This window comes from Ruegeria sp. AL11, assembly GCF_056540865.1.
The window spans coordinates 140,936-156,093 of sequence record NZ_JBQFXO010000006.1 but is presented as its reverse complement, the minus strand read 5'-3'; the positions used below and the strand labels follow the sequence as shown (position 1 = coordinate 156,093).

Genomic DNA, 15,158 nt, shown 5'->3' with positions numbered 1-15,158 from the left:
TATCATCATGATACCGATTCCACTATCCTCGGAATCGCAACATTATCAAGGGGAAGAACGTCGTCGTGCCCAACTCAAGAAATTTGCTTATCGTCGGAACCGGAAATGTCGCCAACGCGCTTGCGCGCCGGTTTTCTGCAACGGATCATGTGGTTCATATCGGCTCGCGAGATGCCGGGCGAGGGGCCGAGGCGGCGGACCGACATGGTATTGAAGGCGGCCTTGCAGCCGATCTGGTTCAACACGCCGAGGTTGTGTTCATCGCCGTGCCTTTCACGGCTCTGGACGAAACATTGGAGGCTCTGGGATCGCTGGAAGGCAAGGTGGTGGTCGACTGCACCAACCCTCTGACCGATGACTACATGGCTCTGACCCTGGGGCATACCACATCCGCAGGTGAGGTTTGCCAGTCGAAGCTGCCGGGCGTTCCGGTCGTCAAGGCCTTCAACGCGATCTTTGCTGATGTCGTTGACTCGGATCCAACCTATGGCGGCATCCGCCCTCAGGTGTTCCTTGCCGGGGACGATGCTGGGGCAAAAGAAACGGTGGCCGAGTTGGTGCGTGCCATCAATTATGACCCGGTCGATAGCGGGGCGATGCTGAGTGCGCGGTATCTGGAACCTCTGGCCGAGTTGATCATTCAGATGGCCTATGTTCAGGGCGAAGGCACCCAGATCACGCCCGTCATCCTGCGCTCAGACGCATAGTAACGCTTCAATACCGGGAGAAGCAGGAAGGCTCGGACGCGCTGCCTGCTTCAAAGGTCTATTGCAAATAGCGGCCGCCGCGAGTCTGGGCCGGAGCTTCGGATCGCCATTACTTGGCCCCCGACGTGGGCGCCTGTTAGATTATGTCACCCGCCATACGGTTCTTCCCAGCTTCGCGAAGCTCTTTCGATCAGAAGGAAAACAAGCTTTCGGCAATACGGTAGCGGTAGCACAGCGAGACAATGCTCATCATTCCACCAAGTCCAGTCAAAACACTCGTGATCTTCTCATCAACCGAATACTGCTTGATTGTGTTTGACACCTTTGACCAGCCTGTCAGCCACACCTCTCGATGCGAGATTTTCTAGGACATACCAGAACAGTCCATCGCGCAAAATTGGGCCAAATGGCAAGCCTTTCTAACCCAAGAAGTTACCGTGGAGCCTTCTGGACAGTCGTCAGCTATGCGGGCAAACCGGCCTGTAGCGGCTGCAGCGAGCTTGCCGACGACCACAACACAGAATACGGAAGTGGTGCGGCGCAGCGTCATTTCCCGAAAGCGGTCATCGAAAGCTGCCAAATTGGCTTAACTCGAAACTGGTCGTTCGCTGCATTTGTGTCGGATGTCTTAGTTGTGGAACATGCAGTCGCTGACGGGCATTCGGATCATCGGTACAACCGTTTGATGACAATTCTCTGCTGTGAGTAAGGTCCGGCTGACTTTCGGGCAGCGCAGACAATTTTGATTTCTAAATCTCCGCGAAGTCTTGCAGAACCGCGAAAGGCACTCCGGCAAGCGTCCGTGGACCTCTTTTTAGCAATTGGCAATTCGCGACCGCGGGTCGAGATCAGTTTATCGGTTTGGCTTGCGCCAAACGTATGAGCTATGTGCTTCTGCACGGCGTTGACCACGTTAGCTACTGTAAAGGCTACATATTTTCTTCACAGGGAAACGCGCTCCAAAGGCTTTTTGAGATTGCTGAACCAGCACTCTCCTCCCATGTCTCGGGGTGATCCGAGATATAGTTCACCACGATTTCACGCATTTGGTGGTTCGGAAGTCTGGGAAAAACACACCTGCCGGAGCGAAGAGGATCAGTAAACTCTTTTCTGTTCTCAATTGGCTCGCTTCCCAAACCTTTTGCTGCTCGGACAGTGTGCCAAGTCGTGTCTCCTCCTTCGCGATATCCGGCCATATACCCCATACAATAGCCCAGTTGCAGCGCATCCCCGTCAGTGCAGATATCAACAAGTGTACGGCCATCCATTTCGGCAGCGGCTTGCGAAACAATGCTCGATAAAAGCACTGCTGCGGCTGAGTTTAGAATTCTGGCTGTCATTTCACGCCTCCTTACTTTCAAGCATTTGCCAGAAGTAGCGGCATTTCTCGGAGACCTCATTTTCGATCCCGAGTTGTAGATGTTTAACATAATCGCGGCATTTCCGCCTTGACGCAGATCATATTCGTGGAACTTTGACGTCCTTTAACGTCTGCGCTTGGGAAATGTGCTGCATTGCTTCAGTCTATTCGGCGTAGCAATGCAGCAGTGAATTTGGCCGCGTCAACATCAGGCAACTTGTTCTGCAATTCGGACGTTAGCGCCTAAAATTCGCGGCACTCTTAATCAATGGCCGCTTTTTTGCCTAAAACGCGGCTAGTGGGGTTGGCGAAAATTCTCTGCGTCGGCGGAATGCTGGACAACAACACTTCCAGTACGGGGTCTTTGCCGAAATTCACTGCGGTCCTCCGCCATGTATATCTTCAGTTCGTCGCCAATTTCATCAAAGTGGAATTTTAGGCGGGGCGACTGCGTTGAAAAAAGTCCTTAGTGCCAATTCCTGCAAACATTCAAACAGATCGAATGCGTTTGAAACGCGTGTATCTACGATGGTGGAAAACCGACCCACATGCCAAAGAAAATGACTGCACAAAGGTCATTCGACCGCACAGACGGCGCGATTTGTCCTGAAAGCTGGGGCAATGCCTCGCGGGTCGCCCTCCACCAAAGATCCGGGTGCTGCTCTAACCAGCCGGGGTGTGGTTAAGTCGTTATGACTCCCACTTAGGACGTCGCGAGAATTTGATCCGAATTCGCGCAGACAAGCTTGACCGCCGATGCTCCGATATCAATCCCGAGCTACATTCAAACCGCTTGCGTACAGAAACAAACAGAACTTGCCTGGCTATTGATCTTTTTAGCGCGCGCAAAGAATATGTAAAAGTAAGATAAGATCAAAGCGGCTGTGATCCGCAGGCAGACTGGCATGACCAAAATCAAGAATATGGAAGAGTTCGCGGCGCTCAGCGGAATATCGCGGCCCACGGTGTCCAAATACTTCCACGACCCCGATAGCGTTCGCCCAACGACGAGGGCGCGCATCGAAGAGGCGCTGGAGCGGTTTGACTATCGCCCGAATATCTATGCAGTGAACCAGAACCGGAAGCTGACCAAGAATATCGGCATCGTCGTGCCCTATCTGGCTGATCCGTTCTTTGCCGAAATCGCTCGGTATCTTGAACAGAGCTGTATCGCAGCCGGGTATCGGCCTTTCCTTTTCAGCGCTCACGGGGAACAAAAGCTGGAAAACGAAATTCTGGACGGTTTGCAATCCCTGAAACCTGCGGGTGTCTTGTTGGCGCCTTTGGGGCGTATCTCTGACAAGTCAGCGATCGAGAAATTCTGCGCCAGTGTGCCGACGGTTCTGTTCGACAGTAACCTCGACGGTTTGGGCGCGGCGTTTATCGGGTCCGACAATTTCAGCTTTGTGTCTCAGACCGTGGAATACATGACCCGCACGGGCGAGCCGCCCTCGTTCTTCGAAATGCGGACACCTGCAAACCCCAATGCCAACAAGCGGCGGAAGGCCTATGTCGAGGTGATGGAGCGTTTGGGCTTTGAGCCGCATGTGATCAAAATCGAAGGCACGGGCTGGGCCTTTGAGGAGATTGGTCGACAAGGTGCGCTCAAGGTTTTGGATGAACGCAAGTTACGCACGGATTCGGTTTTGTGCAGCAATGACCGATTGGCGATCGGCTTTCTGGCGGCCTGTTTTGAGCAGGGGATTCGCGTCGGGCGGAAAGAGGATTGTGCGCTGCGGGTGGCCTCAAACGACGACCATCCTTTTGCGAAATTCACATGCCCCTCCCTGACAACCGCGGCGCATGATTATGACAACGTGGCGGCCCGAAGTGTCGAAACGCTTTTCGAACTCATTGAAAACGGAGGGAAATTTGAGAAGCGGACGGAAACCCTCTTCCCGGCCCGATTGGTTCTCAGGGAATCCGCATAACGTCAAAAATTAACGCGCGTAAAGTTTTTATTGACGCCGCGACAAATCTTGAACTAGTCTTTCTGCACAGCATCCAAGCTCAGGGAGGACAGGGATGTACTTGAAACACGCACTTCGTGCGGCGACAGCTTTGACGTTCGTCGCGACGGCCGCGGCCCACGCACAATCCATCACGATTGCCACAGTAAACAACGGCGACATGATCCGGATGCAGGGCTATACCGACAAATTCACCGAAGCGACGGGTATCGACGTCGAATGGGTGACGCTTGAAGAAAACGTACTGCGCCAGCGCGTGACGACTGACATCACCACAAAAGGTGGTCAGTTCGACATTATGACCATTGGTATGTACGAGACCCCGATCTGGGGTGCAAATGGCTGGCTGGTTCCGCTGGACGGTCTGTCCGACGAGTACGACGTCGGTGACATTTTGCCCGCGATGTCGGGCGGTCTAAGCCATGACGGAACGCTGTATGCGGCGCCGTTCTACGGCGAAAGCTCGATGATCATGTACCGTACTGACCTGATGGAAAAAGCGGGCATGGAAATGCCTGAGGCACCAAGCTGGCAGTTCATCAAAGAGGCAGCGGCGGCGATGACCGACAGAGACGCCGACATCAACGGAATCTGCCTGCGCGGCAAAGCCGGTTGGGGTGAAGGCGGCGCGTTCATCACGGCGATGTCCAACTCCTTCGGCGCGCGCTGGTTCGACGAAGATTGGAAGCCCCAGTTCGATCAGCCCGAATGGTCTGACACGCTGAACTTCTACGTTGAAATGATGACGGAATCCGGTCCGGCAGGCTATGCTACCAACGGGTTTAATGAGAACCTGTCATTGTTCCAGCAAGGCAAGTGCGGCATGTGGATCGACGCCACTGTTGCGGCGTCATTCGTGACCAACCCGGACGACTCGACCGTCGCGGACAGCGTTGGTTTTGCGCTGGCACCCGACACCGGATTGGGCAAACGCTCCAATTGGCTTTGGGCTTGGGCACTGGCCATTCCGGCCGGTACACAGCAAGAAGACGCAGCCAAGCAGTTCATCGAATGGGCAACGTCTAAAGACTATATTGAGCTAGTTGCTGAAAACGAAGGTTGGGCAAATGTACCGCCGGGCGCGCGCTCCTCTTTGTATGAGAACCCGGAATACCAGAAGGTTCCGTTTGCCAAGATGACGCTGGACTCGATCCTGTCCGCTGATCCAAACAACCCAACGGTCAAACCTGTCCCATATGTTGGCATCCAGTTCGCTGCGATCCCAGAGTTCGCGGGTATTGCGACACAGGTCAGCCAAGAGTTCTCGGCAGTCTACGCCGGACAGCAAACGGTTGAGGAAGCACTTGCCAAAGCGCAGGCCTTCACCGCCGAAGAAATGGAAGCCGCAGGGTACTGAGGCATCCTCCCACGCGGGCGGGCAGAAGAGCTGCCCCCCCGCTCACCCCTTCCACAACCCACATTTTTCTCGCAGGCTAAGCTACGCCTGAACAGAGAGGGTTTGCGTAATGGCTACTCAACATTCCCGATCCGTCGCGCGCCTGATGATGGCACCTGCAGTGGTCCTGCTGCTTGGCTGGATGCTCGTGCCCCTGACGATGACGCTGTATTTTTCCTTCAAGAAATATCTGCCCCTGCGCGGTGGCGATCTGGGCTGGGTCGGCTTCGACAACTACGTCCGGTTCGTATCGTCCAGCTCCTTCTGGCCCGCGGTTCAGGCAACGCTTGTGATCGTCGGAGGGGTTCTGGTCATCACCGTTATCCTGGGCATCCTCCTGGCGATGCTTTTGGACCAACCGATGTGGGGTCAAGGGGTTGTCCGCATCCTTGTGATTGCACCCTTCTTCGTCATGCCCACTGTGTCCGCGCTGGTCTGGAAGAACATGTTCATGGATCCGGTAAACGGCCTGCTGGCCCATCTGTGGCGCTTTTTCGGGGCCGAGCCGATCTCATGGTTGTCCGAGGCGTCGATGACCTCAATCATCATGATCGTCTCATGGCAGTGGTTGCCTTTTGCGACCCTCATCTTGCTGACCGCAATCCAGTCGCTGGACAGTGAGCAGTTGGAAGCGGCCGAGATGGACGGCGCGCCGGTCCTGAAGCGGTTCTACCACATCATCCTGCCGCATCTGAGCCGCGCGATCACCATCGTGATCCTGATCCAGACAATCTTCCTTTTGTCGATCTTCGCCGAGATCTTCGTGACCACCGGCGGCGCATTCGGCACCCGTACACTCACCTACCTGATCTTCCAGCGTGTGCTGGAAAGCCAGAATGTTGGTCTCGGATCAGCCGGAGGTGTCTACGCAATCATCTTAGCCAACATTGTTGCGATCTTCTTGATGCGCATCGTCGGCAAGAACCTGGACGCGTGAGGAGGTAAGAACATGGCCCGCGCTGTCACAACCCGCCGCAAATCGCTGAATACCGCCCTCGCTTGGGCCGTTGGTTTGCTGATCTTTTTCCCGATCCTCTGGACCATCCTGACCAGCTTCAAGACCGAGGCACAGGCGATCGCCAGCCCACCGCTGTTCCTGAACTTCAACTGGACGTTGGAAAACTACGCCATCGTGCAGGAACGGTCCGATTACATGCGGTTCCTGTGGAATTCGGTCATCATAGCCGGGGGCTCGACTATTCTGGGCGTCATCATCGCCGTCCCCGCTGCTTGGGCGATGGCCTTTGTGCCGTCCAAGCGCACCAAGGACATCCTGCTATGGATGCTGTCCACCAAGATGCTGCCTGCGGTCGGCGTTCTCTACCCGATCTACCTGCTGTTCATTCGGTTGGGCCTGCTAGATACACGCGGAGGACTGGTCGTCGTCCTGATGCTGATCAACCTGCCGATCATCGTCTGGATGCTGTACACCTATTTCCGCGAAATTCCGGGTGAGATCCTGGAAGCCGCACGGATGGACGGGGCGACGTTGAAAGAAGAAATTCTCTATGTTCTCACCCCCATGGCCATCCCCGGTATCGCCTCGACCGTTTTGCTGAACTTCATTCTGGCGTGGAACGAGGCGTTCTGGACCCTCAACCTGACCGCCGTCGACGCGGCTCCGCTGACAGCGTTCATCGCCAGCTATTCCAGCCCCGAAGGCCTGTTCTTTGCCAAGCTCAGCGCGGCCTCGACCATGGCAATCGCACCAATCCTGATCCTCGGCTGGTTCAGCCAGAAACAACTTGTCCGCGGCCTGACTTTCGGCGCTGTGAAATAAGGAACACGACACATGGGACGTATTCAACTCAAGTCCGTGACCAAAAGCTTCGGCGACGTACAGGTCATTCCACCGCTGGACCTGACCATCGAAGATGGCGAGTTCACCGTTTTCGTCGGCCCCTCGGGCTGCGGTAAGTCCACCCTGCTGCGTCTGATCGCAGGGTTGGAGGATATCACCTCGGGCTCTATCGACATCGACGGCGCGGATGCCACCGATGTCCCGCCCGCGAAACGAGGGCTGGCGATGGTGTTCCAGTCCTATGCGCTCTACCCCCATATGACCGTGCGCAAGAACATCGCCTTTCCTCTTCGGATGGCGAAGCTGGATCAGGCTGAGATCGATAAGCGGGTCGAAGGTGCCGCCAGCGTCCTAAACCTGACCGATTATCTCGACCGTCGCCCCGGCCAGCTGTCCGGCGGCCAACGCCAGCGGGTCGCCATCGGGCGCGCAATCGTGCGCGAACCTGCGGCGTTTCTGTTCGACGAACCTCTATCCAACCTCGACGCGGCACTACGCGTTGGCATGCGGCTTGAGATCAGCGAGCTGCATGAACGTCTAGCGACCACTATGATCTACGTGACCCACGATCAGGTCGAAGCCATGACCATGGCTGACAAGATCGTCGTCCTTCAGGCCGGAGTGATCGAACAGGTCGGCAGCCCGCTGGAGCTTTATCGTACACCTCGTAACTTGTTTGTTGCGGGCTTCATCGGCTCCCCCAAAATGAACTTCATCGAGGGTGAAGAGGCCGCAAAACATGGCGCTAAAACCATCGGCATCCGCCCGGAACATATCGCTGTTTCGGAAACCGAGGGCGAGTGGTCCGGGGTTGTCAGCGTCTCGGAACATCTGGGTTCGGACACCTTCTTCCACGTCCACGATACCGGACTGGCCGAAACGATCACGGTTCGCGCCGATGGCGAGGTTGGGTTCCGTCACGGGGATCGTATTCACCTGACGCCACGGGCCGACGTCATCCACCGCTTCGATGAAAAAGGACTGCGGATCGAATGACCCGTCTGAATGGCAAAATCGCTCTGATCACCGGTGCCGCGCGCGGCATCGGGCTGGCCTTTGCCAAATCCTATGTCGCGGAAGGCGCACGCGTTGCCATCGCGGATATCGACATCGAACGCGCCCAACAGGCGGCAGCCGAAATCGGCGCGTCCGCCATGGCCGTCGAAATGGACGTGACGAACCAAAAGAGTATCGACGGCGCCATTGCCCACACGGCATCGCATTTCGGCCCGATCGATGTATTGATCAATAACGCGGCGATCTTCACCGCCGCCCCGATTGTCGAGATTGAGCGCGCGGACTATGAGCGTGCCTTTGACATCAACGTTGCCGGTGCCTTGTTCACCATGCAAGCCGTCGCGCGCCATATGATCGCACATGGCACCAAAGGCCGGATCATCAATATGGCGTCGCAAGCTGGGCGGCGCGGTGAGCCACTGGTCGCCGTTTATTGCGCCAGCAAGGCTGCGATCATCTCTCTCACCCAATCTGCGGGCCTGAACCTGATCGCGCACGGGATCAACGTGAACGCGATCGCGCCAGGTGTGGTGGACGGCGAACACTGGGACGGCGTCGATGCGTTCTTTGCCAAACACGAAGGTAAACTGCCGGGACAGAAGAAACGCGAAGTGGCCGCTGCCGTTCCCTATGGCCGCATGGGCCGGGCCGAAGACTTGGCAGGCATGGCAGTGTTTCTCGCCTCGGACGAGGCAAAATACATCGTTGCACAAACCTACAATGTCGACGGTGGAAATTGGATGAGCTGATGAACCCAGTGGCACACTCAAACCCTCTGATCCAGCTGCGGCAAGACAGGCTTGCAGACCTCCCAGCGACTGTCGGCACCCCTAACTATAAGCGTTCGGAGCTGACGCCGGGCATTGTTCATATCGGTCTTGGAAATTTCCACCGCGCCCACCAGGCGTGGTACATTCATCAGCTCTTGCAGCAGGGCCAAGCCTACGATTGGGGCATTATCGGAGCCGGAGTGCGCAGCTACGACGCTGAGATGCGTGAGAGGCTGTTGGCGCAGGATTGCCTGACCACGTTGATCGAGTTGGATCCACAAGGAATATCCGCAGAGGTCATAGGCCCGATGATCGACTATCTGCCGATTGAGGCAGGTAACGCAGCACTCATCCGCCGGATGGCGGATCCATCTATCCGAATTGTGTCCCTGACTGTAACCGAGGGCGGCTATTTTCTGGATGCCAACACCGGCATGTTCAACTTGGATCATGAAGACATACGGCACGACGCCGAGAACCCGCACCAGCCACGCACAGTATTCGGTGCGATGGTCGAGGCATACAGGCAAAGACGTGAGAATGGATTGGACCCGTTTACGGCGCTTAGCTGCGACAATCTTCAGGGCAACGGCGCAATTCTAAAAACCTGCATTGTTGGTTTGGCACGTATGGTCGACGCGGACCTGGCCGACTGGATCGCCCAAGAGGGCGCATTCCCGAACTCGATGGTGGATTGCATCGTACCCGCAACGACTGAGCAGGTCATTTCGCAATGCAGGGCGCTTGGAATAGACGATCGCGCTCCGGTCTCGCATGAGAATTTTCGGCAATGGGTCGTCGAAGATGATTTCTGTGCCGGGCGACCGCCCCTGGAACAGGCTGGGGTAACGATGACCCACGATGTTCACGGATATGAAATGATGAAATTGCGCATCCTGAACGGAGGGCACCAGCTGCTTGCCAATATTGGGGAAATTCTGAACGTACCGACAATTTCAGACTGCATGCAGGATCCGGACATCGTAGCGTTTTTCAAGAAGGTTCAATCCGTAGAGATCTTGCCCTATGTCGAAGCCGTTCCAGGCACCACGGCAACTGAATATCTTGGATTGGTTGAAAAGCGATTTGCAAACAGCACCATCCGCGACACGACACGTCGCGTGGCATTTGATGGGTCTTCACGACATCCGGGGTTCTTGCTGCCGTCGTTGCGCGATGCCCTTGCCTCCGGCCGTTCTCTAACTGGTTTGGCTCTGGCCGAAGCGCTCTGGTGCCGGATGTGCGCAGGCGTTCGTGAAGACGGTTCGGAAATTACGCCAAACGACCCCAAATGGGAGCATTTGCAAAACACTGCTCGGGCCTCCGCGTCCGACCCGAAAATGTGGATCGATCAAAGCCAGTACTATGGGGATCTAGCCAACAACACACGGTTTGCAGAAGCTTTTTCCGGTTGGCTGACCGCAATCTGGCAAGTTGGTTGCCGGGCAGCGGTAACCGACTACGCCACCTCATAGGCAAAGCGACACTAGTCGTGCCGCGCAATGGGCGTAAACTTCCCTAACGCTCATTGAGCGGAACCGTAGTTGCACTCAGTTCAATTCGGCCAGAAAGGAGTTGGCCTTTTCCAGATGCTTCTCTTTTGTTTCCAGCGACATCCTATCGCCTGTGCGACACATCATGGCCCAACGCGGATTTTTTGAAAGCGTGTCTTTGTGTTTGAAAATGAAGCGCCAATATAAGCCGTCCCAAATCTCGGCCCATTCGCCTTTGCCCCAATGACTCATCTTCCGAATGTAATTTGATCCTGAAAAATAAGGCTTGGTCGTGATCAGCCCACCATCCGCGTTTTGGCTCATTGCATAAACGTTTGGAACCATGACCCAATCGTAGCTGTCCACGAACATTTCCACGAACCACCGATAGACGTCGTCTGGCTTGATTTCACACAAGAACATAAACCCGCCGAGAACCATCAGCCTTTCGATGTGGTGGCAGTAGCCGGTCTGCAGGATCCGCCTGATCGTATCGTCAATCGGATCTATCCCAGTTGTGCCGTCATAGAAGGACGAAGGCATTGGTCGTTTGTGACGCCAATGATTGGTTGTGCGCATACGTACGCCCAAATCTTCATAGGTGGCGCGCATGAACTCTCTCCACCCTATGATCTGACGGATAAACCCCTCTACAGAGTTGAGTCGCGTATTCTTGCGCTGGGCATGGTCCAGAGTTGCGTCAATGACTTGCCTTGGCGTAATCAAGCCAATGTTCAATGCTGGCGTAAGGACGGCATGCCAAAGCCAGCTTTCGCCTTCAACAATCGCATCCTCAAAGTCACCAAACTGCTCGAAACGCCGTTCCAAAAACTGGTGAAGCCACGCCAGTGCAGCCGCGTGCGAAGTTGGATAATAAAGGGTATCGAGATGTCCGCGCGCGTCGGGAAATTCAGACAGAACGTTGTCTTTCGCCGCTTGGTCCACACCGTCGTGCTGCGGCCAGTCGATCCAAGGCAAGCTTTGTAGCAGGGCTTTTGGAACCTTTTTGCGATTGTCTTCGTCAAAACTCCACTGGCCACCCAATGGCTGATCGTTCTCAAGCAAGATGTTCAATCGGCGTCGCTGGCTTTTGTAATATTCCGCCATAAACCAACGTTTTCGACCGTCAGACCAAGCCTGATTGCTGGCACGCGTATTCAGAAAGCCGGGCGAAGGCAGGAATTCAACGGTAACTCCAGTGGCTTGCGAAGCCTCACTTAAACGCTTTTCAACGACTGAATCGACGGGATCAGCCATCACGACCCGAGAAATCTGATCCAGAGAAAGCCGTTCGAACAAATGCTGGCAAGCTTTGGTAGAGCGCTCATACTCAAAGAGGTCAACATCAAAGCCCTTGATCTCGAGCTCTTGGCGATACCTGGCCATGCTCGCCCTATGGAGCCAGAGCTTCTGCTTGTGCATTTTGGCGGGATACAGCGGGTCCCCGAAGAACAACGGATCTTCGAACAAGATCACCTTTTGCAGCGGCATTTCAAATGCGGGGTGTTCTGCAAAAATTTGATTTGGAAGCACAATTGCAGCATATGTCACGGCGTTTTCCCGATTTGGTTTACACGGCTAGCAGGTTAGATTCAGGAGCTGCATTATGGACGGGATCTTCTTCTTGAAGCCAAAGAACCCTGCTTTGGCGTGTGGCCACGCGTGCGCATCATAAGGGCGCCAGATACGATGCAGATGAATGCCGGCCTCGTTCAGCTTTGGTTCGGCACGGTCCAAGCGCACCCGAGTCGGACCGATAGGACAATAGGGGGTGACAATCGTATCAACTTTGTTTGTTTGGGCCGCCCTGATCAGGGGCTCGGACCAATCGTCCTTGGCTTGTCCAATCTCTCCAAACGGCGAAAGTGCGCTATTCATTGCGTGTTCGACAAAAGCTAATGGCAAGTCATCGACCTGACCAGGCGAACGACCATCTGTGGCCAGCAGACCGACCACTCCTGTGGGGCGAAGTGATGTGATATCTGCTGCGGACATGTCTTCCTCTGTCACCAGCAGCAGATACGGCTTTGAGAAGGGTTTTTCTGACTGCGGGCGGATTTCGAAGCGCGGATGATCTGTCGCTTCAACCAGCGGCTCGGCAACGTTGGCCAAGCCTTGGGGTTGAAACCGTCCATCGGTGTATTTCGCGATATTGTCGGCGCGCGCGAGATAGGTTTTTCCCTTTGTGTGGAGACCCGCCACCCAACGCCAACTTAGAGTATTTGATGCCGGATCGCCGTCGACAAGGTGGCGCATGAAGACATCTGCGCCCAGTTCCCAAGGGAGTCTGAGCGTGAAAATCCAAATTGAGGCCACCCACATCCTCACGTGGTTATGGAGATACCCCGTCGCGTTTAACTCGCTCATCCAGTGATCAAAACACTCGATACCCGTATGTCCAGAGACAGCATCCCGATACGCCGCATTCAATGTTGCATCGTTTTCCAAACGCTCCAATTGCGCCACCAAGTTTCTTTGGTAGCTAAACCAAACACTTGGACGTTGCTCCAACCAGCCTTTGAAATACGTGCGCCAAAACACTTCGTGAATGAACTTGTCGGCAACCTTTTCACCATGTGCGGACAGAACGCGTGACAGAACCTCTTCCTCAGTTAGCAAGCGGTGCCGCAGCCAGGGCGAGAGAGTGGATACATTGCCGCGTCGGTCGGGGCCAAAGTCATAATTTCGACTTTGCGCATAGTCGCGTCCAGCGCGGGGCACAAATTGCTCAAGACGCTTCATGCCTGCGGCGCGCGTAGGTTCGAACTGCAGCTGTTCAAAAGCCTTACCCACTACAGGAACCTCCAAAGTCATGCAGCAGCCTTGCAGCGTTTCGAGCAGTATTTGACGTCATCCCAGACCTTCTCCCACTTCTTGCGCCACACGAAGGGACGTTGGCAGACCGGACAAATCTTTTGCGGAAAATCCGCCTTCTTGCGCATCTTCACGTGAGGTCTCCGAACGGTAGATCAAGTTGAGCTGCATTCCGCAGTGTTCTGGTTTTTCTTTTACGAGAGCGTTCGGCCTTTCTGCTTGCGTGTTTTGTAGCGATTGCGTGCGCTCGATCGCGAAATTCCGGCCCGCACCTCACTGCCCACACCTTTTCTCGCGCCGCCTTTGCCGCCGCCAGATGGTCAAAGACGCGCACAGGGTATTTTCGGTCAAGAACCGCGCCTGCGTTGTCCGCGTTCCATGGATCATGCAGATGTGCATCCGGTATCTCTGCCAGTTCTGGCACCCACCGACGAATGAATATGCCGTTCGGATCCTGATCCAGGCCTTGTTTGACGGGGTTGTAAATACGGATGGTGTTGATGCCGGTTGTGCCAGATTGCATCTGGACCTGACTCCAATGGATACCGGGCTCATAGTCGGTGAACATCCTTGCCAGATGCAGGCCCGGTGAACGCCAATGCAGCCACAAGTGATAGCTCGCAACTGCCATCACCATGGCTCGCATGCGGAAATTCAACCAACCTGTCGCGCGCAGAGATCGCATGCAGGCGTCCAAGAAAGGATACCCTGTCTCACCTGTTGACCAAGCTTGTAGAAGCGCCGCATCCGGTTCCTTGGGGCGCAAGCCATCATAGAGCGGGTGAAGGTTTTCGAACTCTATTCGCGGTTCGTCCTCCAGCTTTTGAATGAAATGACAATGCCAGTGCAAACGCGCTGAAAAGGATCGCATCGATTTCTGCCACTTCCCTGCACCTGCGGGAAGCGTGCGTCGCGCATTTTCCGTCTGTTGCGCAATTTCGCGAACAGAGATCGCGCCCCATGCAATATAGGGAGACAGCCGCGAACATGTTGTCGCGCCACTCAAGGGGCTGGACATTGCACGTTGGTAGTCAATACTCCTGTTGTCCAAAAAGCTCTTCAAGAGCCCCAGCCCCACTTGACGTCCACCCCTTTGCCGACCCTTACATACGGCCCCTGCACGGCCCAGATCTTTGCTGCTTGGGAGCGCACCAAGCTCTATGGGCAAGGGCGCAAGCTGCGGCGCCTTTTCTGTTGGTCGCGACATCTGCGAATCCCAATGGTTCGCCCAGCCGTCTCGTGACTTCAGTCGGCGGATAACACCGTGGTTCTGAATCTCATGCCAAGGGACACCTGCGTCACGACACCAGGCAGCGACATCTTGATCCCTGCGATAGGTCCAATCGTTGCCCGTCTCCTCGTGTGACCATAGGGCCTCCAGAAAACCTTTTGTTTTCAATTCCGTAAGTGTCTCAATCGCCGTCCCGATACGAACAACCAGTGGCTGTCCTAATTGAGCAGTCGCCTCCCGCAATTCCGCAAGTGTCTCGGAAACAAAGCTCCATTGTCGTTCTGAGGCATCGGGCTGCAGCCAAAGCTCGGGTTCAACAACATAGAGCGGCAACACCGGGCCAACCCTGGCCGCATGTGCCAAGGCCGCATGATCCAAAACACGGAGATCTCGCTTGAACCAGACGACTTGCAAATCCGTACACCTCACCCAAGCCATTCCTTGAGTGCATACGCGTCATGGGATGCAACGGATCAGAAAAAGTGCTGATTTTGCAGAGCGATCGCGACATCTTTGCCTGCAGGTCGGCGACTGCAAGTAGTGCCCGCTTTTGCGCTTTTCCTCAGTTTTATCGCTGGCAATAAAGCGCGACAAAATCG

13 protein-coding genes are annotated in these 15,158 nt (G+C 55.3%); 8 read left to right on the top strand and 5 right to left on the bottom strand.

What is annotated here, in order from left to right; translation table 11 throughout:
- Positions 1-65 precede the first annotated feature (65 nt).
- Positions 66-707, top strand: coding sequence for an NADPH-dependent F420 reductase (locus tag ACR0IP_RS11530; RefSeq protein WP_480525637.1), 642 nt, complete (start codon positions 66-68; stop codon positions 705-707).
- A gap of 929 nt (positions 708-1,636) precedes the next feature.
- Here ACR0IP_RS11530 and ACR0IP_RS11525 read toward each other — a convergent pair.
- Positions 1,637-2,047, bottom strand: coding sequence for a Rap1a/Tai family immunity protein (locus tag ACR0IP_RS11525; protein ID WP_480525635.1), 411 nt, complete (start codon positions 2,045-2,047; stop codon positions 1,637-1,639).
- Between the two features lie 925 nt (positions 2,048-2,972).
- Here ACR0IP_RS11525 and ACR0IP_RS11520 point away from each other — a divergent pair.
- The 7 genes from ACR0IP_RS11520 (at position 2,973) to ACR0IP_RS11490 (ending at position 10,496) form a co-directional block, all read left to right on the top strand.
- Positions 2,973-3,998: a LacI family DNA-binding transcriptional regulator gene (locus tag ACR0IP_RS11520; protein ID WP_170552113.1), complete on the top strand. Its 1,026-nt coding sequence runs from the start codon at positions 2,973-2,975 to the stop codon at positions 3,996-3,998.
- Positions 3,999-4,092: 94 nt separating this feature from the next.
- Positions 4,093-5,394 carry an ABC transporter substrate-binding protein gene (locus tag ACR0IP_RS11515; RefSeq protein WP_170690787.1) on the top strand — a complete coding sequence of 434 codons (1,302 nt, stop codon included), beginning with the start codon at positions 4,093-4,095 and terminating at the stop codon, positions 5,392-5,394.
- Positions 5,395-5,503: 109 nt separating this feature from the next.
- On the top strand, positions 5,504-6,370 hold the full coding sequence (locus ACR0IP_RS11510) for a carbohydrate ABC transporter permease (protein WP_170375757.1): 867 nt from the start codon (positions 5,504-5,506) through the stop codon (positions 6,368-6,370).
- A gap of 12 nt (positions 6,371-6,382) precedes the next feature.
- Entirely contained in the window at positions 6,383-7,213 is an 831-nt protein-coding gene (locus ACR0IP_RS11505) for a carbohydrate ABC transporter permease (protein ID WP_068333782.1), read from the top strand.
- A gap of 12 nt (positions 7,214-7,225) precedes the next feature.
- Entirely contained in the window at positions 7,226-8,230 is a 1,005-nt protein-coding gene (locus ACR0IP_RS11500) for an ABC transporter ATP-binding protein (RefSeq protein ID WP_170375758.1), read from the top strand.
- On the top strand, positions 8,227-9,000 hold the full coding sequence (locus tag ACR0IP_RS11495; protein ID WP_480525632.1) for an L-iditol 2-dehydrogenase: 774 nt from the start codon (positions 8,227-8,229) through the stop codon (positions 8,998-9,000). Before ACR0IP_RS11500 ends, ACR0IP_RS11495 begins: the two co-directional genes overlap by 4 nt.
- The gene (locus tag ACR0IP_RS11490; RefSeq protein ID WP_170690791.1) at positions 9,000-10,496 is read left to right on the top strand and encodes a mannitol dehydrogenase family protein; all 1,497 of its coding nucleotides are present in this window, start codon (positions 9,000-9,002) and stop codon (positions 10,494-10,496) included. The genes ACR0IP_RS11495 and ACR0IP_RS11490 overlap by 1 nt, the downstream gene beginning before the upstream one ends.
- A gap of 75 nt (positions 10,497-10,571) precedes the next feature.
- On the opposite strand, the gene ACR0IP_RS11485 is transcribed toward ACR0IP_RS11490, so the two are convergent.
- The 4 genes from ACR0IP_RS11485 to ACR0IP_RS11470 form a co-directional block, all read right to left on the bottom strand.
- Entirely contained in the window at positions 10,572-12,065 is a 1,494-nt protein-coding gene (locus ACR0IP_RS11485; protein ID WP_170690793.1) for a cryptochrome/photolyase family protein, read from the bottom strand.
- Between the two features lie 27 nt (positions 12,066-12,092).
- Positions 12,093-13,256 (bottom strand): FAD-binding domain-containing protein, encoded by a 1,164-nt coding sequence (locus tag ACR0IP_RS11480; protein ID WP_480525807.1) that lies wholly within the window; start codon positions 13,254-13,256, stop codon positions 12,093-12,095.
- 68 nt (positions 13,257-13,324) lie between these two features.
- A complete protein-coding gene (locus ACR0IP_RS11475) occupies positions 13,325-13,456 on the bottom strand; it encodes a DUF2256 domain-containing protein (RefSeq protein WP_170376052.1) in 132 nt (43 codons plus the stop codon).
- A 2-nt stretch (positions 13,457-13,458) separates the two neighbouring features.
- Entirely contained in the window at positions 13,459-14,973 is a 1,515-nt protein-coding gene (locus ACR0IP_RS11470; protein ID WP_480525630.1) for a cryptochrome/deoxyribodipyrimidine photo-lyase family protein, read from the bottom strand.
- Positions 14,974-15,158: the final 185 nt, after the last annotated feature.